The following is a 26,202-nucleotide window of genomic DNA, read 5'->3' on the forward strand; positions in this document are numbered from 1 at the left end:
AGTTTGAACGGTGTTCTCATAAATTAGTCGTTGACAGTAAAATTACTTTAAGAGAATTTTAAAGTAACGAATGAAACATAAAATCCCTGCGTTAAGCTGACGACTGTCTGCTTTGTAATATTCACAGTACTGTAGGGATATAATGAAAAGTAAAGTAGTAAGTGCGATTGCCCTGTTGTTAATTGCAACGGGGCATTGTCGTGCGTGGGAAGGCAATCCATTTCTAATTGATATCGATAATGGGGTTTCTTCGCAAGAGAATGAAAATACCTTTGCACCAATGGGTGCACTGACCTCGAATTATTTTGATATAAACCTAGATGCTTCACCCGGAAGTCGGGTGGTTGGTAAGATCAATTTTGAAGGTAATCGTCGACCGAATAATGTATCAAGTGATTTGCATTATCGCATTGCCGAAAGCTCTGGTGAAGGCCCGTCGCTATTTACGATTGAAAATGTTCGCGATAGTAAAGGTCGTTTGTTTGGTCAATTAGTCTATCAATCGGCCACGCCATTGGAGGTAGGTGCGTATCCGTTGCAAGTCGTTTTAATGGAAGCCAACCAAGCGAAAAGACGTTACGACATAACGGTAAATGTCGGCGCCGAAACACAATGGCAAGGTTTTTATCAGCGAGCGTTTGAGTTTATGCAGTCGTCCAAGCGACTTCAGGCTGTGTTTGATTTCGAGGATAGTGAAGTTGCAGATTATATAGCTGAATTGAACGATAATAATGGCGCCTTTACAGGATTTGAGTTTTACCACGCCAGTAGCGAAGGCGAACGGTTAGATATTGGCGCTCGTCAACTTGCCAAAGAGTTAACGTTAGCCGCTCATCAAATTCGAGCATTAGCCGCCGCATTAGGTGATAGTGATACTTATGGACCTAATGGAATACCAGAAGAGCGAGCAAATCTACAACATGCTTTGTATTTAGCGGTGATTCGTTATGTTGAACACTTCCCTGTGCGCGATTTTGCCAATACGTTAACATTGATGCACAACATGGTGACGCATCAATGGCGATTTACCGATCCAATGAGTTCAACCGGATTGATGATGGTTGTTGATATGGAAAAAGACATTGCTTCGGGCGATAGTTTGGCCATAAAAGCAAAAGAGCGTTTTCATGAATTATTGCAGATCGCATTTGATTTACCGTATAAGCAAAGGCGGCCAAAGTTCAATCGATACTACTTACCTAATGATCTCGCACACAGTCCCGGTGCCTGGGCCGATGCCAATCGCCATCACCGAATGCGGACATGGGTGATGATGGCTGCACTATGGCATGACTATAATCGTCCTCTTACCTACCAACGATGGTGGTATCGTGATTATCCGCCATTTGCTAAGCAAAATACTACTTTGCTTCCGGGGTGGGAACCAAAAGGTAGCTTATCGGACCTAAATACTTGGTTGGAAACGAATGCTCGTTATGCTTATAAGTATGGGCAGGCAGGGATGCTTCCTGATGGTACCATTTCGCATCACACAGGCTCTCGCCAAGACATGGCGTTTTTTGCTTATGGTTTTGAATGGATGACCGACACGCCTTTTTCTGCAATGAAAACGCTTGCCGATACACCATGGAAAGTCAGCTCACAGCCATACAATGATTCTAGCTATTTCCTAACTGACGTCTACCCAGCTCTACTCTATAAGGGTGGGTTGGACTTTCAAGTAAGTGGTCGCAGCCATGCTTCTCCCATTACGGAAGTATTTGGTAGTACAAAAATGCAAAAAGGTATTGCCTCAATACTAGAAGCTAAGAGCCATGATACTGAAATAAAAAATGAAACCGATTTAGTGACTCTGGGTGATCAGTTGTTAAACCAAACACATGAAAAATCGGCAAGTGTGGCATTTTGGAATAGTGACTTTTTGGTACATCGTCGTGGTGAGCAGGGTAGCCCCGCGTATTACATGTCTTTTAAAATGAATTCATCTAGGACACTCGGTGCAGAAAGTTTTGATCCAGACACCTGACTATCACAATGGCAGTGGGATATTGCAAATTAAAGTCAATGGTCAAGAGTATTCAAATGTGATGGACAGTTGGGATTGGCACGCGCTACCAGGGCTAACAGAGGAGCTTCGAGTTGACGAATTACCGATGAAAAGTGACTTAAAGCTGTTTAATCCAAATCACTATTCTGGCGTGGCGTCGGATGGTGATATCGGTGTTGCTGGTTTTAAATACGCAAGTGAGGCACCTTATAATTCAGCATCAGCGAATAAATCGGTCTTTTTTATTGGCGATGCTGCCTATGCGACTGGAAGCCAAGTTTCCCGAGTAAAAAACGAAGAATCCGATGAGCCCATTATTACGACCATTGATCAAGTGGAATGGAAGAGCGATGTGACTTATCAAATAGAGGGTGAAGAGCTTGAGACAATCGAGGTTGGGAGTTATGTCGATCAAGTCCTGCCTGTGCGAGGCACTGCATGGTTCCATCAAGGGGACGTCGGTTATGTCGTGATGGCAAGCTCAGCGGTACAAACCAATGTGATGTTACGAGGAGGGGATGCCGTCAACTCAACGCTTCGTGGTGATGTTCCTGTTATCCACCTTGCGATTCATCATGGCGTTGAGCCGCAAGCTAATGAAGAGCGTTCACATTATCGCTATGTGGCCATTCCTAATGTAACGGCAGATCAAATGCCTAGTATTGTCACAAGGTTAACGCGCTCATCTACTTTGATAGCAGATGAATCAATACACGGTATGTATCAACATGATGGGGCGAATGAGAGTATCGCCATGAGTTTCTTTACGGCGGGTGAAAAGACAATCTCTGTACCTCAAGGGAACCCTTTGACTGTTTCGGTCGATAAGTCGGCATTGGTGATCATGAATAGAGCACAAAGCACGTGGAAAGTGACGGTTCAGGATCCTTTACATCATGTTGATAAAGAAGCGATGGAAGAACGAGGAAAGCGATTTAAGTTTTGCGTGAGAAAAGGAAAAAATGAAATCGTTGTGAGTGTAAACCGAGCGCTCCAAAGTGGGCAGTATGACTACCCAAGACAAGGCCGCGTGAATACTAATACACCGAGCCAAATAGCAACGGTGAGCAGTGATGATGTCAATAGTACGATAGTGTTTGAGCTTCCCGACACAACGGACTCTAAAGACTATGCGGGTAAAGAGGAACTCTATGTTGGGATGCCAGCGACCATAACCGTACGAGAACGGTAAGCGCACCGATACTCAAAAAAATCAGCGGATAAATGAAGGCAAAGCACCGACAGAAGGTAGGTGCTTTTTTTGAGCATTAGAGAATGCCGAGTTGCTTTAGTTTTCGGTAGATTGTATTACGGCTGATACCCAAGACCCGCGACGTTTTACTGATATTGCCTTGGTTCGCGTTGTAGGTGTGCAGTAAGGTGTCGTCGACGGTAGTTTTTAAATCGGCATGAGTGGTACCAACCGATAAATGAAGGCTTGTCGCATCGGATGGCTTTTCTGAAGTCAAACGTGCGGCTAATTGTGTCGGGAGGTGATCAAGTGTAAGAACGGCTTCATCACCAGATAGCAAAGTGGAGACCTTTAGAACATTGTCTAATTCACGAATGTTACCCGGCCAAGAGTAATGACAAAGTAAGGCCATGAGCTGTGGACAAAGGGTTTGTTTTACGGTCACATATTTCTGGTGAATATGAGAAATTAGCGCCAGTTTATCGTGCCTGTCCCTTAGGTTCGGGATCCTAAAGGTAAGACCCGTAATTCGGTAATAGAGATCCTCTCGAAATTGGCCATCGGCGATCAATTGTTCAAGATCTTTATGTGTGGCAGCAATGATTTGGCAATCAACGTTAAAGTGTTGGTTGGAACCAACAGGCACCACCGTTTTATCTTGTAATACTTGCAATAAACGACATTGTGCCTCAAGAGGCATGTCGGCAATTTCGTCTAGGAATAATATGCCTTTGTCAGCTTGGCGAATTTTACCTTGATAACCTTTGTTGTTGGCTCCAGTGAATGCGCCAGGTGCGTAGCCAAACAGTTCAGACTCAATCAGATCTTTAGGTAACGCCCCACAATTGACGGAAACAAGCGGTGACGATTTGCGTTTACTTTGCTTGTGAAGCGCTTTAACAAACTCTCCTTTACCAACGCCAGTTTCCCCCAAAATAAGGAGGCTAATGTCGTTATTAATAATTCGATTGGCTTGTTGCCACGCATCTTCAATAGATTGCTCGCCAAAATGTAAATCACTGGAGGCCGTGTACGATTGAGAGCGGGGAAGGCTTGGTGTTAGGTGCTGTTTTTGAAACACTAAAGGTGATGGGGAAAGTGAACCATCCAATAACGCATCTATTGATTTACCTAATATAGGAGTCTGGTCTAATAGTTGTGTGGCGACTTGGTTATGGGCCAATATTTCACCAGATTCATTCGCAATAACAATCCCTTGCCAACCACTGCGTAATAGAGATTTGTCGCAAGCAAGGTCGATTCTGATCGAGCCATCTGGAATGGTGTCAAGAAGGTGGTTTTCGACTTGTTGCACCATACTTTGTACTAATACTTGAATGGTAGTGTCGTGCTGTTGCTGTTCACTGGTAATATCTAAAATGCCGATCAGTTGTCCAAGGTGGTCGAATAAAGGGCTGGCAGAACAACTGATGAAGCGATGTTGGTGAATAAAGTGCTGCTCGCCGATAATTGTCACGGGTTTTGCTTCAATTAATGCGGTGCCAATGGCGTTGGTGCCTTTGACTTGCTCTTGCCAGCAGGCCCCTGAACTTAACGCAATGGATGTTAGCTTTTCCTTAAACCGTTCCTGTCCCCAGCTTGCCAGTATCACCCCTTCTTGGTCTGTTAAAATAAGACGGCTGTCCGTTCGAGCAAACATCTGGCTAAACAAAGGTAATGCGTAGCGCTCCACGATGTTAATCAGTGCAGAGGACTGGTGACGTCGCTGTTTCAGTACGGAAGGTGCTAAGTGAATATCATCAGGGCGCTTTCTTTGTTTGAGTCCGGCTTCACTACTGCGGTGCCATGAGCTTGAGAGCCAATCTGAAGTATGAACATGTTGTAGCCGCATGAATGTTCCATCCTGTGACAGTTAGGGTGTTTCAATTTGCAACAGTTGAACAAGGGGGCATTCCCGCGATATCGCACCTGTCGATTATTGTGTTTTATGTTAATGGATTGTAATCATAGCGTTGCGCTATGTTGACGGCAAGTTTTCATAGTTGGCGCGTGAATTGCGTTGTTGGTTTTGTGAAGCTGATTTTTTGATGGCTGTTTTAAACCATATTCTAAGCGCTGACTCATTCGCTGCATTTGCACCGTTTAAGTCGCACGTCGAATATTGCCATACCTTTAGACACTTCCTAAACAATGAACCGACACAACGTAATGTAATAGACAGAAGGATATCACGATGATTTATGCACAACCGGGCAGCGCAAACTCAGTCATTAACTTTAAAAATCAGTATGATAATTATATCGGCGGTGAATGGGTCAAGCCTGTTGGTGGAGAGTATTTTGACAACATCTCGCCAGTGAATGGTGAAGTTTACTGTCAAGTTGCGCGCTCTAGTGGTGCTGATGTTTCATTAGCGCTGGATGCCGCACATGCCGTCCGTGAAAGTTGGGCGAGCACGAGTGTGACGGAACGATCCAATATTTTGTTGAAAATCGCGGATTGCATTGAAGCAAATTTAGAAGAGATAGCCGTGGCAGAGAGTTGGGAAAATGGTAAGCCCGTACGCGAAACGTTAGCGGCAGACATTCCTTTAGTTGTTGACCATTTTCGCTATTTTGCTGGGTGCATTCGTGCGCAAGAAGGCAGTGCGGCAGAGCTAGATGTGAACACGGCAAGTTATCACTTTCCTGAACCGGTTGGTGTTGTAGGTCAAATTATTCCTTGGAATTTCCCAATTCTTATGGCGGCTTGGAAATTAGCTCCTGCACTGGCTGCGGGCTGCTGTGTGGTTTTAAAGCCAGCAGAACAAACCCCAACGTCCATATTGGTGCTAATGGAAAAGGTCGGCGCGTTGTTACCCGCAGGCGTAGTTAACATCGTCAATGGGTTTGGCAGCGAAGCTGATCAAGCACTGGCCACCAGCGATCGTATCGCAAAGCTTGCATTTACAGGTTCAACAGAGATCGGCCATCATATTCTTAAATGCGCCGCTGAGAGTTTGATCCCTTCAACGGTTGAGCTGGGAGGGAAGTCTCCTAATATCTATTTCCCAGATATATTTGACTACGAAGATGAGTACCTTGATAAGTGTGTAGAAGGAATGCTGTTGGCATTCTTTAATCAGGGCGAGGTGTGCACGTGCCCGTCTAGAGTGCTGGTTCATGAATCGGTATACGACAAGTTTATTGCCAAAGTGATAGAGCGCGCTCAGAGCATTAAGCAGGGTAACCCTTTGGACACGGACACCCAAGTTGGGGCTCAGGCTTCTAAAGAACAATTTGATAAGATCTTGAGCTATTTGGATATTGGTCGACAAGAAGGCGCGAAAGTACTGACTGGAGGGGAAATAGCTCAACAATCCGAATCCTTAGGGAGTGGCTACTATATTCAACCAACGGTGCTGCAAGGGAACAATAAAATGCGAGTGTTTCAAGAGGAGATTTTTGGTCCTGTCATTGCAGTGACAACGTTCAAAGATGAAGCAGAGGCGTTAGCCATTGCCAATGATACCGATTACGGCTTAGGCGCGGGAGTGTGGACACGAGACGCAAACTTAGCGTATCGAATGGGGCGTAAGATTGAAGCGGGTAGAATATGGGTGAACTGCTACCACGCCTATCCGGCACACGCTGCGTTTGGCGGATACAAAAAATCAGGTATCGGACGAGAAACACACAAAATGATGCTAGACCATTATCAAAACACCAAAAATCTGTTGATTAGTTACGACACCAAACCGTTGGGTTTCTTTTAATGGCAAATTTCTAAACGCAAACTGACTATGCAGTAAGCAGTAAGCATTAAGTAGTAAGCAGTAAGTAATTAGCATTATCCCCTTAGTTGGATTGTAGTTATGACGTGAATGTAAAGGTCGTTCTGGCAAAGAACGACCTTTTTTTGTTCGCTGAACTACCCATTGTAGGGATTGTTGTAAGACATAGTTGTAGGGTGGCTTCCCGCTTTCGTACGCTTCTGCATAGGATTTGTAGGGCATGGCGAGCTGATCGAGCGCTGTTAAGTGATCGCTTATCGATAGAATAATCCGGCGATGGTGTTCTCGTAGCCCTTGAGCGTAAATAGTTTGAGTCTGAGGAGATTAGGGAATAACCCTTTTTTATCGTGATGATTAAAATTATTAGAAGCGATTGCGTGGTTTGTTATATGTAATTGGACGCGGTAAATGGTAGATTTTGCAGTCTATTATGCTGCCTTGTGCGTATTTTCTAGTTGTATCTGATATTTTCAGTACACGGCCATTGAGTAATAACATGACCGCGAAATCGTCCTTCCTCATTCATTTATCTTGTCTTGCACTTGCCTCTCATACGGTTGCCTCCGATGACCTAATGTCATTAATTGACATGCCTTTGGCGTCATTAGCTGAGACGAAAGTGGTGTCGACCACTCGGAACGCGCAGAGTTTAGCGGATACGCCAGCATCTGTTTATGTGATTACTGCAAAAGAAATTAATCGTTCAGGTGCTCGCTCGGTGGCCGACGTTTTAGCCCTTGCTCCTGGTTTACATGTTGCTAAGTTTTCCAACTATGACTGGGGAATTAGCGCTAGAGGACCAAATCAAGCCTTAAATAATTCGCTGCTGGTGATGGTGGATGGTCGAAGCGTATTTAATGCGATGTTTTCAGGCGTGGACTGGGATTTAATTCCAGTGAGTTTAGATAGTATCGCCCAAATAGAAATTGTGCTAGGACCCGTTGGCACTATTTGGGGAGGAAATGCGGTTAACGGTGTAGTGAATATTATTACCGCAGATGCGGAAAGTGCGCCACAAGGAAAGGTGTCGGTTAGTGCAGGTAACTACCAATATAGAGAAGTAAAACTTCATGAAGCAACGCAGTTAAACGCAAAGACACATATTAGCGGCTATGTTGAATATGTTGAGCATATGCCATGGACGAGTGAAGAAGAGCGTGTTCAAACCAATCAGCACTTTGGCGTATTAACGGGGCGCTTTGGTGGACGGTTGGATTACCAACATCTAGAAAATACACTGAATGTGCAGTTTGGTGGTATACGTTCTGAAGAAGACTACCTGTGGGCAAAATATAACCCACACTTTTTATTTCCAGGTAAACCTAGTACTGAGTACTTTGAACAAGTGATGGTGGCTCAGGAGTATTTTTGGGTATGAATCATGTCTATGAGCGCGCTAATGCCGACACATGGGAAAACGATGCGTGGCTGACTTATAGCTCGAACGACAGTACTGATAGAAATACGCAATTCGCGAGACTCGATCTTGATAGTCGTTACACATTAAATGACGTAGTAGGGACTCAATTAATGCTCGGTGTGAATGTTCGTCTAATTGATGAGGCCTTCGCGTCATACTCCTTACAAGACCAATTCACCATGCCGTATTTACGCACGACGCAATCACCGGAGTTTTTTAATCAAAGTTACGGACTGTTTGCTAACTGGACGGTCCCTGTTACCGATAGAACTACGATGATGCTTGGATCCCGTTGGCAGTATGACAATATTACCAACCGAGTTGCACCACAACCCCAAGCTCGTTTCAGTTACGCCTTGTCCAAATCGCAACGTTTATGGGCGGGTTGGGGGCGGGCTATTGTGACGCCGTCACGCTTGGAGTTAAGCACGGAATTTCAACAAAACGGCTATATTGAAGGCGCTCAATTTAGTGACGGTAACAAATATGATTACTTTTATAGTTACGTCTATAAAGGTAATGAAGACTTAGCGGTAGAAAGTGTAGAAACGTATGAACTTGGCTATCGCTTTTGGAATGAAGACCGCCTGCAACTCAGTGTCAGTGGTTTTTACAGCCAAAGGGACAACATCCGAGTTTACAAAGGTGTGTCGTCTAATCAGTGGGTTATTTCTGACGGATCGTCGCCGGGTACAAGTGGCACGGTGATCGAAGAATACGTATCGCAATATATCGATCCACTTTCAACGCAATCTTATGGCGGTGAGATCGCAATGAAATGGCAAGCTCTTGAGAATCTACAGCTTAATACCAACTACAGCTACAAGCGTATTATTGGTGACTGTTCTGGTGCTATTTGCAGCACCAATAATGAAGTGACATATAACTTGGAAAATCAACCTAATCATTTTGTTAATGCGCAATTAATGTGGGACATTTCCGCGAATTTTTGGATGAGCAGCATGATGCAATATATTGCTCCTTCTGTGTTACATCCCGATTCAAACAGTGAGACGAGTGCGCGTTGGCCACGCGTATTTAACGTTGAAATGGCGTTGAGTTGGTTACCAAAAGTGGGATACCCACGCTTTACTGCATCTGTGGAGAATTTAGGGGCAAACCAAACAATAGAATACCCAGAAACGTTTGGGGCCTTTCAAAATGGTACGCAATATTGGATAACAGCGGAGTGGGATTATGCCGCTTCGCTGAATCGATAACGGAAAGGTCGCATTATGGTGCATTTTCGCGGACTTCACCGTTTGCTAATGATGTTGGGGTGGTTCTGTTATAGCGTTCCTGCTTTTGCTCAATATAGTGATGATGATTTGAAATCTGTGTATTTATTTAGGTTTGCCATGTTGGCAGAGTGGCCGGAAAGTGGAGATGTATCGGCAAAAGAATATTGTGTCGCTCGCGATTCTCAAGTAGGAGATGGCCTTAAAAAAATCGTTGAAGCCAAATTGGGTGGTCAGGCATTTTATAACGCCGAAACCATGAGTTCGGCAAGTACGTGTCATATTTTATATATTGAATCCGCGAGTGCGGCGCTTATATCGCAACTAAAATCGCAATTTCCTCATGCTCTTTTGATTGGTAATGGTATGCAGTTCATCAACCTTGGTGGAATGATTGCTTTCATTCGAGTGAATAATCGAATTAAGCCTTTGATTTCCACCGCTCATGTTAAACAAAGTGGCATAAATTTGAGATCTCAATTACTCAGTGTAGCTGAAATTGTAGGGGTAGACTTATGATAGCCGATCGTTTTGCGTCGATGCCTTTACGTTACAAAATGATGTTGCCTACTTGGTTTATTGTGACATTCATAATGATTGTAGTCGGGTCGAGTGCGATAACGATGTTAAGACATTATCAAGAGCAGGCACTTGATACACGGGTTAATATCTTATCGAAAGGTGTGGCGAATACACTTCAAGCCGCGTTGATGTTTGATGATGCAACGACAGCCCAAGAGCAATTGGCTTACCTGTCTTTTGACCCCGATATTATTGCAGCCAAAGTGAAAGATGCAGAAGTGGCGCGTTTGGCGTTTATTGACCGAACACCATCACACTGCATTTGGATGCAAGAGCAGTTGGTGTGTGACAACATCGATTTCGTTGAGCGCTCCATTAATATCGAATTAGGGGATGATTCTTTAGGGGAGTTGATCGTCTGGGTTTCGTTAGAGCGGCTTCACTTAGAACAACAGCATATGTGGTTTTGGTTAAGCGTGTTAACGGGATGCCTATCGTTGTTTGCTTGGCAATTGGCGAGAACGTTACATAATTTGATCGTGATGCCGTTGAGCTCATTGCATTACTCTATGGAAACCATGATTAAAGAAGGGGTGAAGAAACGGGAGATCCCCGTGTTGCACAATGATGAGTTGGGGCGATTAACCCGTTGTTTTAACGCGATGGTTGTCAGTTTGTTAGAGCGAGAACGTCAACTCCATCAAGCGCTAGAGCATTTAGAAAGTAAGAATCGGTACATTAATAGGGCCTTGGATGTTATGCAAAAAGGCATCATGGTGACGTCGACCAATTTAGATATTATGTACAGCAATCCTCATGCGGCTAAGCAGCTTAAAAAATATGAAAAAATCAGCAATGCGAGAGTATTACTGGATGCGGTGTTTACACCGAAAGCCACCGTTGAAGCCATTGTCAATGCCATTCAAAATCAAACAATATTGAATGAAGTAGAATTAAGAAAAAACAAGACTAACCAAAAATTTATGGTGAGTTGCCATCCAATGGGTAGTGAAGAGCACTCGTTAATCCAGTTTGAAGATTTCACTGAGCAGTATTTAGCGGAACATCGACGAAAGTTAATTGAGTTAATGTTTGAACAGCATCAAGAAGCGATGTTGATGTTGAGCCGAAATGGCACGATTGAAATGCAAAACCCAATCAGTGTGAAATGGTTTGGCTGGCGAGCGCAAGTTTTTGAAATTAATGTTAAAGGTAAAGTCGTTCCGAGCATCCGTGTTTTGAAGAAGCTACTACTGGAAGGGAGTTTGGTGTATCACGTTAAAGTACAAAATGAAGACAGTTCGTGGTTTCCTTGTGTACTTCAATTAAGAACGTTGACCAATGAGAGCGGGAGAGTAGAGGCGTTTGTATTAGCGATTCGTGATGAGTCTGAAAAAGTTCAGCTCAAAAAACTCAACTATCAGGTGAATCATGATTTGCTTACCGGACTGGCTAACCGCGTGAGTGCAATGCAAACGTTACAGCAGCAGCATGACTATGGTGTGTCTTTGTTTGTCGTATTTATTGATTTAGATGGTTTTAAAGCCGTTAATGATCAATTTGGTCACCACATTGGTGACGAGTTACTGAAAGTTGTCGCGCAAAGAATGAAGGTCAGAGTGGGAGAACATGCACTGGTCGCAAGGCTTGCGGGTGATGAGTTCTTGATTGGTGTTGAGAGCCAGCACAACATTGAGGATATTTTAGAGCCCTTGCTCGAAGCGCTGTCTACTCCAGCTGAACTTGAAGGACATGGCTGCCAAGTATCAGCAAGTTTAGGTGTCGCATTTTGGCCTGCCACTTCTAATGAATCCCTTGATGCTGTGATTGATAATGCTGACAAGGCCATGTATCAAGCTAAGCGTGCAGGGAAAAACCGTTATGTCTTGAAAGAGTCAGAAGCGTTCTAAAAGTTATTAGCATGGTTAAGTGATTATATTGCGATGCTTGATGTGCACGGTTGCGCGTAATGTTACGGATATGCGCAGCGGTTTGTCGAAGCCCGCTCTAAGATTACTGCTTCTCCAAAGACTGAGACTGAAACTGCTGCCTAAGCCAGTGTCGAAGCGTGGCAACGTTCTTGGATTTAAGTTTGTCGGGGGCACAGACAAAGTAGAAGGCTTGAAGCGGGTTCGCGATAGGTTCGCCAATTTCAACCAGCAGCCCATGTTCGATATCATCTTTGACAAACTGGCGGTGAGTGACTAAAACGCCTAGGTTGCGGATTGTGGCGTGTATGGCTTGAACCGAAGCATTGAACGTCAAGTTATTCGGCGATTCCGGTGCATCAACGTCATGGGCATCGCACCAGACTTGCCAATCGTTTTTACGTCTGTCGTTGGCTACTGAAATAGCTGGATAGCGTGTCATCATTTCAGTGGCAGATAAACGTGGGTTTGTCGTCAGTGCGCTTGGGCTTGCTACGAGAACCAGGTCATCTTCAGCTAACTTTTCACAAAAGTAGTCTTGCCAGTCATCAATAGAATCATGAACGAGCGCAATATCGACACCTTCTAACTCTAAACTAAATGTTCCGACTCGGTTTGATATACGGATATCAAGCTGAGGTAGCGCTTTTTGCAGGTATGGAACTTGCGGGATCCACCAATGCAGTGCGAGTGAATTGACCATGTTTATGGTCATTCTATCGTCGCTCCCTTTATTAAGTATTTCTTCATTGGCTTTAATGATTTCTGCAATAGCAGGGGCAACATTGCGGTAGTATTTTTTACCTTGCGAGTTGACGGTTACGTGGCGCCCAATACGTTGAAATAGCTGGGTCCCTAGCTGAATTTCTAGTGTTTTTATTGCTTGGCTGACTGCAGAGTGACTAACATTTAGCTGATCAGCTGCGCGTGACATGCTCCCTGTTTCAACAACATTAACAAAGGCATAGATGGATTTTAGTGGGATATGGCTTTTCATAATATCTATAGTTAAGTTTTTCTAACATTATAGTTCACAATTACTCGTTATTTTACTGTGGTGGAGATCAATATACTAACAATCAGTTATCACGTTGTAGCGAGTAATAGAATGCAAATCAATCCAGGTTATCGTGCAGTAGGGCTTATGCTTTCGTCTACATTAAGCTTATCAATCACGGGAGTGTTGACGAAGCTTCTTGCTAGCGATGTTTCACCGGGTAATCTAACGGTATTACGCTTTCTATTACCAGCGGCAGTGTTGTTACTATTTCTTGCTTTGACATCGATTCGGCTGCCTCCCAAGGGTATGCGTAGAATTCTCGTATTTCGCGCCTTGAGCATTGGTGCATGCCAACTGTGCTTTATCTACGCGATCGATAAACTGTCTTTGGTTGAAAGCGTTGTTTTATTCGGTACGGGGCCTTTGTTTATCATGCTTTTTGAAACGCTATTTTTCGGTGTTCGTTTATCCTTCAGTACTATTGTTTCTTTTGTCGTAACATCGATAGGCGTAGTGTTGCTTGCGGGTGATATATCAGGATTTACTGCGAAACCAGAAATATTGATCGGGTTGTTGGCTGGTGTGTTTAATGCGGGTTCACAACTGAGCCTTCATAGGGCGTCTAAAGGCAGCATGTCTGGTATAGAGAATAATGCGTGGGCATTTTTACTCGCAGGCCTTTCTATAGCACCGATTGTTATGGTGACATCCGTGGGTGCTCTTGGAGACGTATGGCGCTTGAATGTAACATCGTGGGATATAGCAAGGCACTGGGAAACAATATTGTTACTCGCATTGTTAACGATGATGATCATTAATACCCAAACAAGCCGTTATAAAGCGTATCAATTGGCACCAACTAGCTCTCAAATCGCCCCTTTAATTTACAGTAATCTTATTTTTACCGCAGTCTGGCAATTGGTGTTTTTTGATGTGGTGTTTAATCAATATCAAGTTGGCGGAATACTGCTGATTGTCTGTGCAAACGTGATGTGTACATTGTGTAATCACCGTCGACCAGTCAATAACCTAGCGACTAATATTCGCAAACGCCCGCTTTCTTCAATTTGATTCTCAAATTGATGTCTTCAAGCTAACCTATAGTTAAGCTTTTGATTATCAATAGTAAATTGTTATGGCATGTTCCTTGTATGACTGTTGGTAACCAGCGTCAATCAAGGGATTAGATAATGCAAAGACTAAAACAAAACATTAAATTGGCCTCCGCGATTAAATTCACTGTCGCCGTTGCCATGTTGACATCAGCGAATGCTACCGCTTCGCCTTTTGAAACCTGTCCGAGCAAAGCCTACCTGTTTCAAGCCAACCCAGTACAGGTTTACGGAGTGAACCTCGTGACCGGAACCACGTCTTTATTACAAGGTGATACGGGGTTAAACGCCAATATTAATGGGGTAGGGTTTGATTTCAATGGTCGTTACATTTACGGCTATGACACGTCAAATAAGCAAATTGTTCGTTTGGGCGAAGATTTTATCGCAGAAACAATATCAACCACAGGTCTGCCAACTAGCCATACATTTTACGTGGGTGATGTGTATGAAGATGTCTATTACCTATACCGAAAAGGGAAAGGTCTGTTTACCATTGATGTGTCCCCACTCGCTGCTGATTCCAGCGCGACACTTGCTGTCAACCAAGTGAGTACGAGAGCGGTGGTTAACCTTACTGATTTTGCATTCCATCCAAGTGATGGAAACTTGTATGGTATTGACAACGGCACAGGTGGATTGTATTCGTTTGATGCAAGTAATGGGCAAGAAACGTATATTGGTGATACAGGAGAATTAGGGACTTTTGGTGCCGGATACTTCGATGTGGATGGCTATTATTATGTTGCTCGTAACCAAGATGGACAAATATACCGAATCGATCTTTCTCCGGGTAATGCAGCGAATATTGCAGCTGGTATTGTGCCCGCAGTTAAATTTGCTGATGGTCCTTACTCAAGTCAAAACGATGGTGCTCGATGTGCAAACGCCCCAGTTATCGATGAGGATTCAAACATCGATTTCGGTGACGCGCCGATAAGTTATTCGACGAAGCTTGCTGACAATGGTCCAAGACATGAGTTGGATGGCGTTACCTGGATGGGAGCAACCGCACCTGATGGCGATCAAGATGGGCTTTATTCGGGGCTGGCAGATGATGAAGTCGGCCTTGATGATGAAAATGGGGTGGGTTTTGTTACTTCAGTTGAACCCGGACTAGACAGTATAGTGAGAGTGAATGCGTCAACGAGCGGTTACCTCTCTGCATGGATTGACTGGAACCAAGATGGAGATTTTGCCGACGACGGAGAGCAGGTTTTCACCGATCAGCTTCTTGAAGCTGGTAACAATGATCTTATTTTAACCGCGGCTTTAGACGCTGATGTTGGCTCAACATGGAGTCGATTTAGATTCAGTCAACAAACGGGACTCAGTTACTCGGGCGGCTCTACATCGGGTGAGGTTGAGGATCATGCGTTGACCGTGACAGGTACAGGGCTCTCCGTTCGGTATTATCCGAACGCAACGGGTTACACCACGGTAGCGTACGAAGATAATTGGCCTTATACCGCGGATTATGACATGAATGATGTGGTAGTCAGATACCGAATTACTGAGATATTGCGTGACGGTGCGGTAGTCAAATCTAAAGTCGATGGTTACTTAGGTGCGGTAGGGGCATCATATCACAATGGGTTTGCGTTGCGTTTTAAAGGCGTTAATCGCAGTGACATTGACACCACAACCACTCGTCAAATTCATAACGGTAGTCAACTTGCCAGTAGTGGCCTTGAAAGCATCTCTAATGAAGCGATTTTTGTAATTAGTGAAGATACATCCGTCTACAAAGTTGAGGGGTGTGAATATCACCGAACGTTGGCATCTTGCGCGCAGCAAGAGGACGTACAGCTCAACTTTACTCTCCACATTAACTTCCTTGATGGCTCGGATACGTCGTCACTGATGAGTATGCCTTATGACCCGTTTATATTTGCAACGCCGGGTTATTATCATGGGGAAGGATACTTGCAACCTGGAAGAGCGTGGGAAGTTCACTTACCCAACTATGAACCTACAGAGCAATTTAACGCACAACTCTTCGCTGGCTTAGGTGTTGACGTTAGTGACGCAGATAGTGGTGTGTATTTTAAAACCTCGGGCAATCTACCATGGGCCTTGATGATAAATGATGAATGGGAATGGCCAACCGAAAGAACAGACCTCGTGGTTGCCTACCCACAATTTGCAACTTATGCCGAATCGGCAGGCGACCAAGCACAAAATTGGTTTGAATCTCAATACGCAACGCCGGGCAAATGCTACGTCCCTTAGGAGGCTGATATGAAAAACTCTATATTATTTATCACGACATTAGGAATGGTGACAGCTTGTGGTGGTGGCGGCGGTGGCGGTGACTCATCAGGAGGCGGTACACCCACACCCGCGCCAGTTGTTGCAGAACGGACGATGGAGGATCTCTCTATTCCAGATGAACTAGACTATAACCCAGTCGAGGCATATACACTGTCAGTTGATGCAAGTGCAGAGGTATCGGGACGTGCATTAGTGTCTATTTATACTGAATTTGCGAGTCAGAGTACTGGTGAAGTGGTACCAGTCTATGACAGTCGAATTGCTTCATTATCACTGCAATCTGGCAAAGGCAGCATAGACTTCTCGTCGGCGGAACATGTGAATGAATTTTTGTTGGAAATCTGGACGCATGATGGCAATCCACCCCTACAAAAAATCGTCTCTGCCGGAAATGAGAACTTGGCTTGGTAATAACAGGATGTTGTAGTTGCTAAAATTCGAGTGTTGGTATCACCAAGGCAAAGAAAAGCCCCGTTTAACGGGGCTTTTTATTAGATAGAATGGGCGCAAACCAGTACAATGCCCGACAATGAAGCAAAGACACCTACCTGAGTAACTGCGATATGAATGACGAACACTTTGATGAAAGCTATGAAGAAGATGCAATAGAAATAGAAGCACTTGGTATTGAGGTCTCCAGTCACCCGATAGAGCTTTATAAGTTGTTTAAAGTGGCAAACTTAGTTGGTGGTGGTGGTGAAGCTAAGCACTTTATCTCTGAAGGGTATGTTGCGGTTAACGGCGAACTGGAAACAAGAAAGCGTCGCAAAATGTATGATGGTGATTTTTTCGAATTTAATCAAGAGTACTATGTGGTGGTGTGCGATCAGCCGCCAATAGAAACGATAAAAAATACCGATGAGAAACAGACGAAGAAAGCGTCAGGTTCCAAATCGGCATCAAAAGAGTCGAAAAAAGCTAAATCGGCCAAACGTGATGCTAAGAAAAATGCCACGTCTAAGCAAGATCTGATGTCTAAGAAAGATCCAGCTAAAAACCCGGGTTCGAACTTAAGTGCTTCTGCTAAAAAGAAAGATAAGAGCAGTAAAAAATCAAAACCTAAAGCAGCAGAAACACCATCAGTTGAAAAATCCAAAAGTAAAGATCCAAACAGCGGTCGCGGTGGTATCGATTTCTTTTAATATTTCTGCGATACGCTGAAGGAAGCTAAGTGACAGTGAAGTGTAAGGTAGCTATTTTGCGACCTTTCATTTTACTGTTAGGAAACCTTCCCCAAATACTTATTTAGTGACACCATTTCAATTACGAAAAGCGTCATTTAAAGCTAGGAGAGCAGGCATGCAATTTGTTGTTGATACTCATACTCACACGTACGCGAGTGGGCACGCATACAGCACTATTATGGAAAACGCTCAAGCGGCAAGTCAGGCTGGGCTAAAAATACTTTGTACCACCGACCACGCGGATTCAATGCCAGGCGCCCCTCATTATTGGTTTTTCTCTAATCAGCGTGTATTGCCTCGCTACTTGTTCGATGTCGCGATTATCCGTGGCGTGGAAGCCAATATCTTAAATGAACAGGGCGACATAGATGTCCATCCAAGCTCTTATTCTTCACTGGATTGGATTATTGGCAGTTTTCATGAGCCTGTATTTAGACCCGCGACGAAAGATGTCCACACACAGGCATTAATTAACGTTATCGAGAGTGGCAACATTGATGCGCTAGGGCATTTAGGCAACCCAAATTTTGATTTCGACTTTGAAGCCGTTGCTCGGTGTGCTGCTAAGCATCATGTTGCGATTGAAATCAATGCTTCTACTTTAAAAGGTCACAGCCGAGTGGGCAGTGTGGATCGCTGTTACGACATAGCAAGGGCAGTGAAGCAAGCTGGCGGGTTTATTACGACGGGTAGTGACTCTCATTTCTGTGACACGATCGGCCAGCTGGATCTGGTGAGCGAGTTGTTAGTTAAAGTCGGCATGCCGACCGAAAACGTCATTACGTTTAGCACCACACAGTTTCTTAGCTTCCTACAGCTTCGTGGCAGAGCACCTATTGCAGAATTTCAGGCGTTACAAGACACTTAACCTTAAGGAGCTTAGCTTTAAGGTACTTCGTCGCAAGGAACTTGGTAACAATGCGTTTAGCTTCAAGATGCTTAGTTTCAAGATGCTTAGTTTCAAGATGCACAGCTTCAAGATGCACAGTTTCAAAAGCTTAGCCCCAAAAAGCCTAGTTCTCAAAGCTGAGTTTTAAACCGCTCATCCGCAAGAGATGTCTTGCAATAGGTCGAGTGGCGTCAATTAATCACAATGCACTTAATTGGCGCTTGTGATTGGCTGTTGATTACACAGACATTATTACGTTTAGAAACAATTATTGTACTGGCTTGTTTCGACAGTTCAGTACAATATTAACCGTATGTGACCTGATTGCTATTGATATCGTTGATTGATAGGGCATTTAGGTCATTTCTTTCAAAAGGAACCTTAAATGAATACAACAATAAAAGCAGGTGCTTTTGCACTCATGCTTGCGGCTAGCTCGACCGCATTTGCCTCTGAAGGCGTTGATCTAAAAAAGAATATGCAAGCGATGAAGCTGGCGTTTAAACAAGCCGCTGAAGCACAATCTGTTGAAGAAATGAAGACACCTGTCGCGACATTGGATACGTTGATTGCAGAAAGCAAGCAAGGTGATTATCCGCCAGAGAAAATGGATCTTTACCAAGAAGGTTTCAACAAGCTGTCATCCGCTTTACAACAAGTTGATAAGGATTTGCAGCAGGGCGATTTAGACGCTGCGCAGCAAACACTTCGTGAAGTGGATACTTTACGTATTGAATACCACGATAGACGTAACCCAAGTATTTGGCAACGCCTATTTGGCTAGTCATATCAAGGGCTTGATTTGTTATACCGCGAAATGCTTAACAAGCAAATAGTGGTATAACAATTAGGGTTACGCAAGTGACGGTGTAACCACATGTAGCCCTAAGCCAGCCATAGCCCCTAAGCTAACTATAGCCCCTAAGCCAACTATACTCTAAGCTAACTAAGCCCCACAGCCAACTAAAGCCCAAAGCCAATTTTTGGCTGCATCCGTACTGATCGTACACCCCAAGGCGTCAAGTCAGGCTTGGGTTGACCTAGATATAATTGCCTAAACAAATGTAACCCTTAGACAAGTAGCGATAAAGAAAGTCACCACCATCAAGTGAGTTGGCTTTATCATTTCCCGTAATAAACTGAATGCGCTCTACGCGTAAATCTCGTGCAGTTTTAAACGCTGGATAAACCGAGGAATTAATGTTGTGAGCGTCGAGATCATTAAGCAGGGCTTTATCGGACATTTTTGCCGTCGTACGACTAAATATCATGATCAGGCGTTTTTGTTGTTCTGATGAAACGATGAGCATTTCCATGAGGGCGCTTCCTTGAAAAACGAGAGACTATACAGCAAGCATCACGCTGTGACTAACGGTTAACGGGTAAATGTCCTCTTAGGGCCGCTAACCATGCATTTTTATACCCGCTATTCGTAGCGCAAAAGTAGGCCGACGATAGGCTTTGATAACATCGCGTTTGAGATAATGGCGTTTGAGATGATGGCTTTTGAGATTATAGCATTTGAGACTATCGCTTTGTTGGTGCTAGCGTGTCAGACGATAGTTTTTGGCCTGATAGCCGTTGCCACTCACTACGGGTCATGCCATATTTGAGCGAGTCATAGTATTCCCCCTCAAAATAACGCACTTTTCTTAAGCGGGCTTCTTGTAAAAATCCTAGCTTTTCCGCGCATGCCATCATTCTTGGGTTACCTGACCACGTAGTAAGACCAACGTGTTCAATACGAAGTGTTGAAAACAGTCGTGCTACCCATAAAGGTATAGCGTCAAAGGCGATGCCTTTATTCCAAAAATTGGAATCATAGATAATCACGCCCATTTCCAACCAACGTGTTTCCTCACACTCCCAATAATAACTCACGCTGCCTATCGGGACTTCATTGACGATAATGAGCTGCATGTCATCGCCGCGACATAAGCGTGCGAATGTACCAAGCTCAAACGCCTCACGAGTAGGCGTTGAATAGGGGAAGTAGGGACCATTATAGCGGGTCCATGCTTCATCTTCTGTCACGAGTGAATAGAGCGTATCTAACTCGTTAACCCTCGCTTTCCGAATGGCAATTTGGCGTTCAGTCATAGTAACAGCACCTAATCATCTGATTGTTTGCAACCATATTAAACTCGGCGAGACAAAAAAACTATTGAATGGTAGCTACGCTCGCTTCATTCACAATTTGCCATCCTTGATTACTTTGGCTATTTCGGTTCACCACACTCTTTACCATTAACTCACCTTATTGACCGTTAATTCTTCCTATAAACCGTTTATCGCATCCTCGTTTTTTCATCGCAAAGGCGAGGTACGCTTAACATCAATAAAAAGGCAGAAGGAGAACAGAAAAATGATGAAGTTTGATGGAATCTCAAAACAATACTCACTCGGTCAGAATCAGATTTCGGCACTAGATGGCGTGACAGGGCAGATCGCACAAGGTGAGCTGGTGGCATTGTGTGGCCCATCGGGTTCAGGAAAAAGCACGCTATTGAATATCTTAGGCATGCTCGATACCCATTACGATGGTGAAATTATGTTTGGAAGCCAGCTGTTATCTAAAAACCCTAAGTCCTTGATTCAATTTCGTCGCCAAAACTTAGGGTTTATCTTTCAACGTTTTAACTTAATCCCAGTGATGAGTGCGTTAGAAAACGTCAGTTATCCATTAATGCTAAACGGTTTGAGTACTAAAGAGCAGCAAGAGCAATCGCTCGCCATGCTCGATAAAGTCGGACTTGCGGATTGGGCACACCATAGACCGGATGCGTTGTCTGGTGGTCAACAACAGCGAGTTGCTATCGCCCGAGCGTTGGTTCATAAGCCAAGCTTGGTGATTGCCGATGAACCGACAGCGAGTTTGGATAGTGCATCAGCAAGCCAAGTGATCGAATTAATGAAGACGCTGGGTCATGAGCTGAAAACCACGTTTATTGTTGCTACTCACGATAGCCGTATGGCAACACGATGCGATAGAACGATTGAGCTAATTGATGGAAAGATAAGCCACAGCGCCTATCAATGGGCGAGCTAATCGCGATAGAGAACGTTAAGCGTCTTCGTTATTAAGACGAGTAATGGCTATGGCTACCAATTAAAAAAAGGGAAAGATTATGATCATGCGCACCGTCTATTCATTCAAAATGCCGCTGTTGTATTTACTGCGTAATCGCAGGCGGACAATTTTGTCTTTATCCATTGTTGCTATCGCTATTTTTGCGTTGACCGCTGCGGCGGGCTTTGGATTGTTTACCTATCAATCACTTGAAAAGTCGACAGCCAATGATGTGGGGCATATCACGGTCACTCAAACGGGATACTTTACGTCGGAGGAAGAAACGCCATTGGAAAATGGCTTAACCAAACCTAATGAGCTGATCGCGTTGTTGAAGGGGGTTGAGCATGCAAAAAGCGTCCAGCCGAGAGTGTATTTTTCAGGCTTGATATCTAACGGTAGAAAGTCAGCGATTTTCATCGGTAATGGTGTTGAACCCAGTGAGTTTGACGTTCGTGATGGCGTTGTTGATATGCAGTCCGGCGCGGTACTTGCGAGTCAAAGTGACAATCAGTCTGGCGCAGAAGGTCAGGATGATAGCGGTATCATGATAGCCAAAGACTTAGCACGTAATTTACGGGTAGCAGAAGGCGATTGGGTGACGTTACTTGCTACAACAAGTGATGGCGCGCTTAATGCGATGGACTTCCAAGTAACCGGGATCTACTCCACTGGCGTTCCTGAGATGGATAAGCGTCAGATATATGTTGGGCTTTTGGCAGCACAAGATTTATTAAGTACAGACCGCATTAGCACGTTGTCAGTGTATCTTTCTGATACTAAATATACAGAGCAAGGGATGGCTGATGTCGAGCAGCGGCTTAATCAATATCACAATCAGGGCGACACTTCAGCGCAAAACCTAGAGACGACACCATGGCAGGACAGAGCATTTTTCTATCATAAAGTTCGTGGATTGTATAACGGCATCTTTGGCGTGTTGGGTTTAGTGATGGCATTAGTGGTGTTCGTTGCCTTGTTTAACACCATGACGATGACGGTGACAGAGCGAACGCGCGAAATAGGCACCTTGTCAGCGCTAGGCAGCTATCCGCGTGAAATTGTGGGCGGTTTTGTGAGAGAGTCAATGTTAATTGCGGTGATTGGCAGTGCGATTGGCGCAGGACTAGCACTTGCGACGACCTTATTTCTTAAAGTCGCTGATGTTCAAATGCCACCGCCTCCAGGACGGTCTGAAGGTTATCCGTTAGAGATCATATTCTCGCCTCAAGTTGCTGTCTATTCGTCACTCGCTATTTTGTTCATCTGTATGTTTGCTGCTTTTATGTCTGCGCGTAAAGGGGCAAAAAAACCAATTACGGAGGCACTCGCTTATGTTTAATTTACTAAATAACCGCTCAACTATTAACCGCTCAACTATCCAAAAGCTATGTCATCAAAAGCTAGGTTACACAAAGCGGTGTCACCAAAAGAAAGGTCACCAACAGTCATCGAGTCACCTAATCAGAGCGAAATGGCTTGTTGCCACCATAATGGCTTTAACGACGCTGCCGAGTTTCGCTGACAGCGTGCTTTCAGTCGATGAAAACCTAACGCAAGCCAGTGCCTTAATCGAACAAGCTGACCATTATCGTTTAGACTCAGAGGCATCTAGAGTCGTGTCAGAAGTGAAACTTTATCAAGATGATAACTTGGACAAAACACGCTTGTACGATGTGTATTTAAAGCCCAATCGTGAATCGTTAGTGGTGTTTAAAGCCAAAGTAGAGCAAGGGCAAAAGATGCTTATGCTGGGCGATAACTACTGGTTGCTGATGCCGAAAAGTCGCCGTCCTATTCGTATAACCCCAATGCAAAAACTGTTGGGTGAGGCGTCGGTAGGTGATATTTCAACATTAACATGGAGTCAGGACTATCAAGGTGAAATTCTAAAAACGGAAGAAATAACGGCATTAGATGGGACAGTACAAAACACCAAAAAGCTCAAGTTGACGGCAAAAACCACGGGTGCCAGTTACCAGCAGATAGATTTGTGGATTGATGACAAGAATGCGTTTCCAATTCAAGCCGATCTGTATTTACGCTCTGGAAAGCTAGCGAAAAAAGCGCATTTTAAACAAGGAATCAGAGCGGGAAAACCCCGCGTGACGGCCATGGTTTTGCAAGACCAAATACAATTAAACAAAAAGACGGTGATCGAATATCAGTCGATAGAGCCTTACTCGCTGCCGAGCAAATATTATAACCCGGCGTTTTTATCAAAAAATAAGCAGCTAGGGATAGAGTAATGTTCGTGGCACGCAAGGTTAAATATGTACCGGTATTCGTTTGCCTCGCGTTAGGGGTACTCGTCCCATCGACAGGGTTGGCAAAGGAGAGCAATGGTAGTGATCTTACTGGACCATGGACACAATCGTTGATGCTAACGGTGGACTACCAACTTAACTTGCAAAGTGTAGGGGAGCAAGACTCAGTGTTTTTTCCTGAAAAAAACCGAGAACCCGTTCAAACCGTGAATGGATTGGTTGATATTGGTGTTGGGTTTAAGGCGTTTTCCACGAATGTTGCTTTGCTGGGAAGTGATCTCTTGAATGATGCTGAATCATCATCGAGTGCTTACCGAGAGCAAGAGTTTGATGCTGTCGTGAGGGAAGCCGTGTATGAATCTCAGGTGTCGTTTGGTGATGTAGAACTTGACGTATTATTGGGAAAGGCCCGGATAGACTGGGGTGTAGGTTATGGATATCGAGTGCTGGATCTGTTTAATCCATACCGCCGTAATCCGGTTGGCATTCAAATTGAAGAGGGCGCAGGGACGTTGGCGTTGTCTCATTATGGTGCGAGCTCTGAGTGGACGTTGATCGCAACAGACTCTAGTTGGACGCAATTAACCAGCTCTGATTTTGATGAAGCGAACCAGCAGCAAGGGGTAGGTGCACGTTATTACACCTTGCGTGGAGATTCAGAAATACAGGCTGTTGGTTATTATGACAATGTCCGGCAGGGTCTTATTGGTGGCAGCTTTGTCACCGTATTTGGCGAGTCATGGGAGTTTCACTCCTCGGCTATGATGCAGCGCCGCTATTTGAATTATCAGTTTGAGGACGCCGCTCCTACAGAACTAAAAGAGAGCCACAATGCTGTGCAGTATCTTATGGGGGTAACATGGGCTAATGAGGCCGGGCATAGTGTGATTGCGGAATATTGGTTTGATGAAAGGGCGTGGAGCGAGCAAACATGGAAGACGGCTTATGACAATACGTCCCAAGTACACCCTTTAGTTGCTCAGTCCTACGGGCTAGGTTATACACAACAAAATCTTGTACAACATAGCGTAATGTTACACTGGTCGCTTGACCCTGCGGCATGGAGCCATTGGGATTGGAGCCGTGGATTGGGCTTAACGGATCGACTGACTCCAAAGATAGATCTGATGCTGTCTCCTGAAGATGGTGGAGTGATTGCAACGCAATGGTTGGATTTCGTAATTATGGATACGGGGGATTCGAATTTGCACTTGGAGCTGGCTGCACGTTATGTGACGGGTAAGAGTAAATCCGTATATGCAAACTTACCCGATCGCTATAACATGTTGATAAACATAAAAGGAAGGTTCTAGTTATGCAATGCGGACGCAAAGGTTCTAACCTGTTGCAATCGATGATCTTTACAACGTTGTTTTGTCTTGCGATTGCTGTGCTTACTTCATCAATTTGGGCGGCATCTTATTTAGAAAATGCGATCATTAGTTTAGGTTATGGCTATAGTGCGGTGGCATGCTCATGGTTCATTCAACGTTTTCTACCGAAAATCGCCGAGCTCAACTTGGTGGCGGTTGGCTTGTCCCTTGTTGGGGCAGTGTGCTTAGGTACGCTGAATGCTTATCTGTGGCTAAAGCAATATCCGGGGTTTGATGAGTGGCAGGGGCTAAAACCTATTTTACTGCTCGGTGTAATATTTACCGCGATTTCATTTTACTTTTTCTATGCTCAAGAAAAACAGTTTTTGCTCCAGCAACAAATCGAGCAGGCAAAACTAGACAGAGCAACACAAGATAGAGCGTTGATTGAATCAGAACTTAAACAGTTACAAAGCCAAATCGAGCCGCATTTTTTATTCAATACTTTGGCAAACATTAATGTCTTGATTGATTACGATACTAGTCAAGCGAAAGAAGTGTTGGACAAGCTGACAGTGTTACTGCGAGGCTCAATGTCCCGGCACAGAGAAAGCTATGTTGACATGGCGTCTGAAATCGCATTAATTGAAGCTTACCTTGGTATTCAGCAGGTTCGGTTGGGGCCTCGGTTAACCTATAACATCGAGATAACAGATGAACTCGCAAGCTTCCATCTTCCACCGTATCTATTGCAGCCCTTGGTAGAAAATGCGGTGATCCATGGAATTGAGCCAAATGTGGCTGGTGGGCATATTCAAATAAAAGGCAGCATAGTTCAGGGCGTCTGTACTTTGCAGGTGATTGATTCTGGTTGTGGCTTCGGCGGGGCAGAAAATGATATTGGGACGGGCAACGGCATTGGTTTAGCGAATGTGAAAGAGCGCTTATCAACACTATACGGCAAAGCATCTTCTCTTTCTGTTAGTGCCGGACAGAAGAAGGGCGTAGTATCAACCATCACCTTGCCGTTACCGATAAATAAGGAAGTATAA

General features: G+C 44.4%; 20 protein-coding genes and 1 pseudogene. 17 read left to right on the top strand and 4 right to left on the bottom strand.

All coding sequences use genetic code 11. The features are described from left to right. Positions 1 to 142: 142 nt before the first annotated feature. Both AC0L66_RS23325 and AC0L66_RS23330 read left to right on the top strand, forming a co-directional pair. On the top strand, positions 143 to 1,987 hold the full coding sequence (locus AC0L66_RS23325; RefSeq protein ID WP_473569636.1) for a hypothetical protein: 1,845 nt from the start codon (positions 143 to 145) through the stop codon (positions 1,985 to 1,987). Then, positions 1,959 to 3,200 (top strand): polysaccharide lyase family 8 super-sandwich domain-containing protein, encoded by a 1,242-nt coding sequence (locus AC0L66_RS23330; RefSeq protein ID WP_473569638.1) that lies wholly within the window; start codon positions 1,959 to 1,961, stop codon positions 3,198 to 3,200. The genes AC0L66_RS23325 and AC0L66_RS23330 overlap by 29 nt, the downstream gene beginning before the upstream one ends. 76 nt (positions 3,201 to 3,276) lie before the next feature. Here the strand turns inward: AC0L66_RS23330 and AC0L66_RS23335 are convergent, their stop codons facing one another. Further along, positions 3,277 to 5,052 (bottom strand): sigma-54-dependent Fis family transcriptional regulator, encoded by a 1,776-nt coding sequence (locus AC0L66_RS23335; RefSeq protein WP_265673886.1) that lies wholly within the window; start codon positions 5,050 to 5,052, stop codon positions 3,277 to 3,279. A gap of 342 nt (positions 5,053 to 5,394) precedes the next feature. Between AC0L66_RS23335 and exaC the strand changes: the two genes are divergently transcribed. From exaC to AC0L66_RS23355, 4 genes and pseudogenes are all read left to right on the top strand, one after another. Next, complete coding sequence (gene exaC, locus AC0L66_RS23340) at positions 5,395 to 6,915, top strand: acetaldehyde dehydrogenase ExaC (protein WP_473569640.1); 1,521 nt, start codon at positions 5,395 to 5,397, stop codon at positions 6,913 to 6,915. A 514-nt stretch (positions 6,916 to 7,429) separates the two neighbouring features. Then, positions 7,430 to 9,573: pseudogene (locus tag AC0L66_RS23345) on the top strand (TonB-dependent receptor plug domain-containing protein). 15 nt (positions 9,574 to 9,588) lie between these two features. Continuing rightward, on the top strand, positions 9,589 to 10,110 hold the full coding sequence (locus AC0L66_RS23350) for a YfiR family protein (RefSeq protein ID WP_265673889.1): 522 nt from the start codon (positions 9,589 to 9,591) through the stop codon (positions 10,108 to 10,110). After that, the gene (locus tag AC0L66_RS23355) at positions 10,107 to 12,023 is read left to right on the top strand and encodes a diguanylate cyclase domain-containing protein (RefSeq protein WP_473569642.1); all 1,917 of its coding nucleotides are present in this window, start codon (positions 10,107 to 10,109) and stop codon (positions 12,021 to 12,023) included. Before AC0L66_RS23350 ends, AC0L66_RS23355 begins: the two co-directional genes overlap by 4 nt. Before the next feature lie 103 nt (positions 12,024 to 12,126). Here the strand turns inward: AC0L66_RS23355 and AC0L66_RS23360 are convergent, their stop codons facing one another. Continuing rightward, complete coding sequence (locus tag AC0L66_RS23360) at positions 12,127 to 13,038, bottom strand: LysR substrate-binding domain-containing protein (RefSeq protein WP_473569643.1); 912 nt, start codon at positions 13,036 to 13,038, stop codon at positions 12,127 to 12,129. A gap of 111 nt (positions 13,039 to 13,149) precedes the next feature. Here AC0L66_RS23360 and AC0L66_RS23365 point away from each other — a divergent pair, with 111 nt between their 5' ends. The 6 genes from AC0L66_RS23365 (at position 13,150) to AC0L66_RS23390 (ending at position 19,284) form a co-directional block, all read left to right on the top strand. Next, complete coding sequence (locus AC0L66_RS23365) at positions 13,150 to 14,112, top strand: DMT family transporter (RefSeq protein WP_265673892.1); 963 nt, start codon at positions 13,150 to 13,152, stop codon at positions 14,110 to 14,112. A 182-nt stretch (positions 14,113 to 14,294) separates the two neighbouring features. Continuing rightward, positions 14,295 to 16,385 (top strand): LruC domain-containing protein, encoded by a 2,091-nt coding sequence (locus AC0L66_RS23370; RefSeq protein ID WP_473570875.1) that lies wholly within the window; start codon positions 14,295 to 14,297, stop codon positions 16,383 to 16,385. Positions 16,386 to 16,394: 9 nt separating this feature from the next. After that, positions 16,395 to 16,838 carry a hypothetical protein gene (locus AC0L66_RS23375; RefSeq protein WP_473569644.1) on the top strand — a complete coding sequence of 148 codons (444 nt, stop codon included), beginning with the start codon at positions 16,395 to 16,397 and terminating at the stop codon, positions 16,836 to 16,838. Positions 16,839 to 16,990: 152 nt separating this feature from the next. Continuing rightward, a complete protein-coding gene (locus tag AC0L66_RS23380) occupies positions 16,991 to 17,569 on the top strand; it encodes an RNA-binding S4 domain-containing protein (RefSeq protein WP_473569646.1) in 579 nt (192 codons plus the stop codon). Between the two features lie 157 nt (positions 17,570 to 17,726). Continuing rightward, positions 17,727 to 18,479 (top strand): PHP domain-containing protein, encoded by a 753-nt coding sequence (locus AC0L66_RS23385; RefSeq protein WP_473569647.1) that lies wholly within the window; start codon positions 17,727 to 17,729, stop codon positions 18,477 to 18,479. 406 nt (positions 18,480 to 18,885) lie between these two features. Beyond that, positions 18,886 to 19,284, top strand: coding sequence for a cytochrome b562 (locus AC0L66_RS23390; protein WP_390902892.1), 399 nt, complete (start codon positions 18,886 to 18,888; stop codon positions 19,282 to 19,284). A gap of 256 nt (positions 19,285 to 19,540) precedes the next feature. On the opposite strand, the gene AC0L66_RS23395 is transcribed toward AC0L66_RS23390, so the two are convergent. Next, entirely contained in the window at positions 19,541 to 19,816 is a 276-nt protein-coding gene (locus tag AC0L66_RS23395; protein WP_473569649.1) for a hypothetical protein, read from the bottom strand. Between the two features lie 211 nt (positions 19,817 to 20,027). Continuing rightward, positions 20,028 to 20,600 (bottom strand): GNAT family N-acetyltransferase, encoded by a 573-nt coding sequence (locus tag AC0L66_RS23400; protein ID WP_473569651.1) that lies wholly within the window; start codon positions 20,598 to 20,600, stop codon positions 20,028 to 20,030. A gap of 265 nt (positions 20,601 to 20,865) precedes the next feature. Here AC0L66_RS23400 and AC0L66_RS23405 point away from each other — a divergent pair, with 265 nt between their 5' ends. The 5 genes from AC0L66_RS23405 (at position 20,866) to AC0L66_RS23425 (ending at position 26,202) form a co-directional block, all read left to right on the top strand. Further along, positions 20,866 to 21,549, top strand: coding sequence for an ABC transporter ATP-binding protein (locus AC0L66_RS23405; RefSeq protein ID WP_473569653.1), 684 nt, complete (start codon positions 20,866 to 20,868; stop codon positions 21,547 to 21,549). Positions 21,550 to 21,628: 79 nt separating this feature from the next. Next, on the top strand, positions 21,629 to 22,912 hold the full coding sequence (locus AC0L66_RS23410) for an ABC transporter permease (protein ID WP_473569655.1): 1,284 nt from the start codon (positions 21,629 to 21,631) through the stop codon (positions 22,910 to 22,912). A 151-nt stretch (positions 22,913 to 23,063) separates the two neighbouring features. Then, complete coding sequence (locus tag AC0L66_RS23415) at positions 23,064 to 23,819, top strand: outer membrane lipoprotein-sorting protein (protein ID WP_390902897.1); 756 nt, start codon at positions 23,064 to 23,066, stop codon at positions 23,817 to 23,819. After that, positions 23,819 to 25,150, top strand: a complete 1,332-nt coding sequence (locus tag AC0L66_RS23420) for a hypothetical protein (RefSeq protein WP_265673901.1) — start codon at positions 23,819 to 23,821, stop codon at positions 25,148 to 25,150. Before AC0L66_RS23415 ends, AC0L66_RS23420 begins: the two co-directional genes overlap by 1 nt. A gap of 2 nt (positions 25,151 to 25,152) precedes the next feature. Continuing rightward, entirely contained in the window at positions 25,153 to 26,202 is a 1,050-nt protein-coding gene (locus AC0L66_RS23425) for a sensor histidine kinase (RefSeq protein ID WP_265673902.1), read from the top strand.

Source organism: Vibrio sp. GJ43-1, from assembly GCF_055808835.1.

Bases quoted from the DNA above. Each gene is read 5' to 3' on its own strand.
- AC0L66_RS23325 (WP_473569636.1), top strand. From the start codon at position 143: ATGAAAAGTAAAGTAGTAAGTGCGATTGCCCTGTTGTTAATTGCAACG.
- AC0L66_RS23335 (WP_265673886.1), bottom strand. From the start codon at position 5,052: ATGCGGCTACAACATGTTCATACTTCAGATTGGCTCTCAAGCTCATGG.
- exaC (WP_473569640.1), top strand. From the start codon at position 5,395: ATGATTTATGCACAACCGGGCAGCGCAAACTCAGTCATTAACTTTAAA.
- AC0L66_RS23350 (WP_265673889.1), top strand. From the start codon at position 9,589: ATGGTGCATTTTCGCGGACTTCACCGTTTGCTAATGATGTTGGGGTGG.
- AC0L66_RS23355 (WP_473569642.1), top strand. From the start codon at position 10,107: ATGATAGCCGATCGTTTTGCGTCGATGCCTTTACGTTACAAAATGATG.
- AC0L66_RS23360 (WP_473569643.1), bottom strand. From the start codon at position 13,038: ATGAAAAGCCATATCCCACTAAAATCCATCTATGCCTTTGTTAATGTT.
- AC0L66_RS23365 (WP_265673892.1), top strand. From the start codon at position 13,150: ATGCAAATCAATCCAGGTTATCGTGCAGTAGGGCTTATGCTTTCGTCT.
- AC0L66_RS23370 (WP_473570875.1), top strand. From the start codon at position 14,295: ATGTTGACATCAGCGAATGCTACCGCTTCGCCTTTTGAAACCTGTCCG.
- AC0L66_RS23375 (WP_473569644.1), top strand. From the start codon at position 16,395: ATGAAAAACTCTATATTATTTATCACGACATTAGGAATGGTGACAGCT.
- AC0L66_RS23380 (WP_473569646.1), top strand. From the start codon at position 16,991: ATGAATGACGAACACTTTGATGAAAGCTATGAAGAAGATGCAATAGAA.
- AC0L66_RS23385 (WP_473569647.1), top strand. From the start codon at position 17,727: ATGCAATTTGTTGTTGATACTCATACTCACACGTACGCGAGTGGGCAC.
- AC0L66_RS23390 (WP_390902892.1), top strand. From the start codon at position 18,886: ATGAATACAACAATAAAAGCAGGTGCTTTTGCACTCATGCTTGCGGCT.
- AC0L66_RS23395 (WP_473569649.1), bottom strand. From the start codon at position 19,816: ATGGAAATGCTCATCGTTTCATCAGAACAACAAAAACGCCTGATCATG.
- AC0L66_RS23400 (WP_473569651.1), bottom strand. From the start codon at position 20,600: ATGACTGAACGCCAAATTGCCATTCGGAAAGCGAGGGTTAACGAGTTA.
- AC0L66_RS23405 (WP_473569653.1), top strand. From the start codon at position 20,866: ATGATGAAGTTTGATGGAATCTCAAAACAATACTCACTCGGTCAGAAT.
- AC0L66_RS23410 (WP_473569655.1), top strand. From the start codon at position 21,629: ATGATCATGCGCACCGTCTATTCATTCAAAATGCCGCTGTTGTATTTA.
- AC0L66_RS23415 (WP_390902897.1), top strand. From the start codon at position 23,064: ATGGCTTTAACGACGCTGCCGAGTTTCGCTGACAGCGTGCTTTCAGTC.
- AC0L66_RS23420 (WP_265673901.1), top strand. From the start codon at position 23,819: ATGTTCGTGGCACGCAAGGTTAAATATGTACCGGTATTCGTTTGCCTC.
- AC0L66_RS23425 (WP_265673902.1), top strand. From the start codon at position 25,153: ATGCAATGCGGACGCAAAGGTTCTAACCTGTTGCAATCGATGATCTTT.